2 protein-coding genes and 1 pseudogene are annotated in these 2,876 nt (G+C 42.5%); 1 reads left to right on the top strand and 2 read right to left on the bottom strand.

Annotated features, from left to right (window positions below; all coding sequences use genetic code 11):
* Nucleotides 1-142: 142 nt before the first annotated feature.
* Nucleotides 143-682 carry a DUF3038 domain-containing protein gene (locus tag IM509_RS15520; RefSeq protein WP_072925527.1) on the bottom strand — a complete coding sequence of 180 codons (540 nt, stop codon included), beginning with the start codon at nucleotides 680-682 and terminating at the stop codon, nucleotides 143-145.
* A 135-nt stretch (nucleotides 683-817) separates the two neighbouring features.
* Here IM509_RS15520 and IM509_RS15515 point away from each other — a divergent pair, with 135 nt between their 5' ends.
* Entirely contained in the window at nucleotides 818-2,389 is a 1,572-nt protein-coding gene (locus tag IM509_RS15515) for a Na+/H+ antiporter (RefSeq protein ID WP_052277893.1), read from the top strand.
* A gap of 354 nt (nucleotides 2,390-2,743) precedes the next feature.
* Here IM509_RS15515 and IM509_RS15510 read toward each other — a convergent pair.
* Nucleotides 2,744-2,876 (bottom strand): annotated as a pseudogene (locus IM509_RS15510) (IS630 family transposase); the annotation flags it as partial.

The following is a 2,876-nucleotide window of genomic DNA, read 5'->3' as shown; positions in this document are numbered from 1 at the left end:
ATAACTGATAACTGATAACTGATAACTGATAACTGATAACTGATAACTGATAACTGATAACTGATAACTGATAACTGATAACTGATAACTGATAACTGATAACTGATAACTGATAACTGATAACTGATAACTGATAGCCTTTTTACTTTTTACTTGCCAAAAGGGTGTGCCAGAGAAGGGGATGACTGCGGGGACTGCTGTAGAACAATAAATCGATTAATAATTTCCAGGCTAGGGAAGCAAGGCTAGAATCGCTGAGATTATTTTCCGATATTTCTGGGTATTTTAAGCGAAAATTATCGATATAATTGCCCAAAAGCGTGGTTTTGACCGGTTCTTCTCCTTGAGTTCCCACTTGTTCCAAGAGAATTACGGCGCGACGGATTAACTCTTGCTTTTTTTGGGCGAGATGACAGAGGAGGAGAACTAGAGAACGGATGTCCGCGAGGGAAAGTTTTGACTGGGGTTGCCAGTAGTGGGCAACTAGGCGATCGCTTGTATCCAGATCTAAGGCTAATTCCTGGGCTGCTTGGGTGATAGAATCGGAGTCTAAATTAGCTAGAGAGACTAAAGCAACCAAAATCAGGTTTAAATAGCTATTAATACTCTCTAACTGCTCGTTACTGGGTGAGATAGCTAGGGGTAAATCCTCACCCGTGGAGGACTCGGCAGACTGAGGCATAGTCAAGGACATAGATAAAAGGAATTGCCAGCAGAAAAACTTGGGTTTAGGAGAAAAAATCACTGGTTCTAAAGTGTAATAATAATTGAGATTGTTCTTTTCTTGCACCTCCGCTCACCGATTGCCTCCCACCCAATGAGTTTAGAATCCGCTACCGATGAAGTCATTAAGCAAAATTTAGAACAATTTCTAATTGTTTTGTCCGTTTCCCTGAGTGTGGCTACGGTTTCGAGGATTTTTAGCTGGTTTCGCCAAATTCCTTACACCCTATTGTTAGTGATAGTCGGTTTAGGTTTAGCTTTCATCGATATCCGTCTGGTGAACCTATCCCCCGAACTGATTCTAGAAATTTTTCTGCCCCCTTTGCTATTTGAAGCCGCTTGGAATACCCGCTGGCGAGATCTGAAGGATAATTGGATTCCCGTCAGTCTTTTCGCCATTGTCGGCGTAATTATCTCGATTTTCGGGGTTGGTTTTACCCTAGATGAATTGACCAATTTACCCCTATTTACGGCATTATTAGTGGGTGCGAGCCTTTCTTCTACGGATCCCGTCGCTGTTGTCGCTCTTTTTCGCGAATTGGGGGCCAGTAAAAAACTCACCGTGCTTTTGGAAGGGGAAAGCTTATTTAATGATGGGGTCGCTGTCGTCGCTTTTGCTCTTTTGGTGGAAATTCCCCTCGGTGCTAGTGGTCTATCCTTAGAGACAACCATTAGCCGGATTGCCGCTTTTATCGGTATCGGGGTGGCAGTGGGTTGTTTAGTGGGTTTTGGTATCTCCTATCTGACTCAACGTCTCGATTTACCCCTAGTGGAACAGTCTTTAACTCTTGTGTCCGCTTACGGTGCTTATTTATTAACCGAGGAGTTCGGGGGTTCGGGGGTAATCGGAGTGGTGACTACGGGGATTATTTTGGGTAATTTTGGCTCTAGAATCAGCATGAGTCCCCGTACTAGGCTATTAGTCACGGAATTCTGGGAGTTTCTCGCTTTTTTTGTTAATTCGATCGTTTTTCTCCTCATCGGCGATCAGATACGTCTCTCCAGTTTAGCCGATAATCTCAATTTAATTTTTATCACGATCGCCGCCGTGGTAGCGGCCCGTTTTCTGGCTACTTTTACCTTGGCAACTGTTAGTAATGCCTTGATGGAAACTAAAATTAATTGGCGGGAAAAAACGGTTTTATGGTGGGGAGGTTTGCGCGGTTCCGTTTCTATTGCCCTAGCTTTAAGTGTGCCAGTTATTTTTCCCAATCGTCAGGATATCATCGATATAGTTTTCGGAGTTGTTCTCTTTACCCTTTTGGTTCAGGGATTAACTATTCAAACTTTCCTATCGAGATTAGACCTGATCGGTGATCAACCAATTCGAGAAAACTATGCGGAACTTTTAGCCCGACGGGTAGCTTTAAAAAGGGTTTTAGACTATCTTTCTAAGTTAGATAAATCTCCCGATGTTGCCCCCGAATTTTTTAGTTATGAGCAGCATCTCGTCAAAGAAAAGTTAAAGACTGTAGAAGCGGAAATACAATCTCTCAATGATAGTTATCCCCAATTACAACTATTAACAATGGAACAACTTCGGGAAACCCTCCTAGATATCGAAGCTGATACCTACGCTGAATTTATTCGAGCCGGCCGTTTAACTAGCAATTTATCCCCCGTCCTCCAAGAAATTCTCGCTGAAAGTAAAATTAGTGAACAGTAGGACTATTTTGGGGTATATACCTGAACTTTTTATTGTTCTACACCCGTAAAATTCTGACATGGGTTGGGTACAGATTGATCAGAATCGGATCTCTCGACACATGGGAGAGGACGAGGGGGCGTTTGATCGCACACACTCCCCCCACAACTGTATCCTAAGCTACAATTTAATAAATCTTTATATTCTTCTCCCTAGCTTAGGGATTCATAGGGGAAGGAGTCTCAGGTATTTTCCCCTGTTTTACTGCTTCTCAGGCGACCTATCGCCTTCCGTGAGGGATTGTGGCGCGGTGTGTCAGATTCGGTCATAGGGTTCAAAATTTCGCTAACATTGTTAAGTAGCTGGTTATATACTTTAGACGTTCATAATCTGAGATTTATTAAACTTCTGAAATCGTAGAGTCAGCAAGGAATCCAGTTCTTTTTTATGTTTCAAATGGGCATCATTCAAACATTCATAAATGGCTGAAGAAAAGTCAGAAAAGTTT

Origin of the sequence: Microcystis sp. M31BS1, assembly GCF_020245285.1 — a bacterium.
Lineage (GTDB): Bacteria > Cyanobacteriota > Cyanobacteriia > Cyanobacteriales > Microcystaceae > Microcystis > Microcystis panniformis.
This window is presented reverse-complemented; position numbering and strand designations above follow the sequence as displayed.

Excerpts from the sequence above, each read along its gene's own strand:
- IM509_RS15520 (WP_072925527.1), bottom strand. The coding sequence starts at position 682 with ATGCCTCAGTCTGCCGAGTCCTCCACGGGTGAGGATTTACCCCTAGCT.
- IM509_RS15515 (WP_052277893.1), top strand. The coding sequence starts at position 818 with ATGAGTTTAGAATCCGCTACCGATGAAGTCATTAAGCAAAATTTAGAA.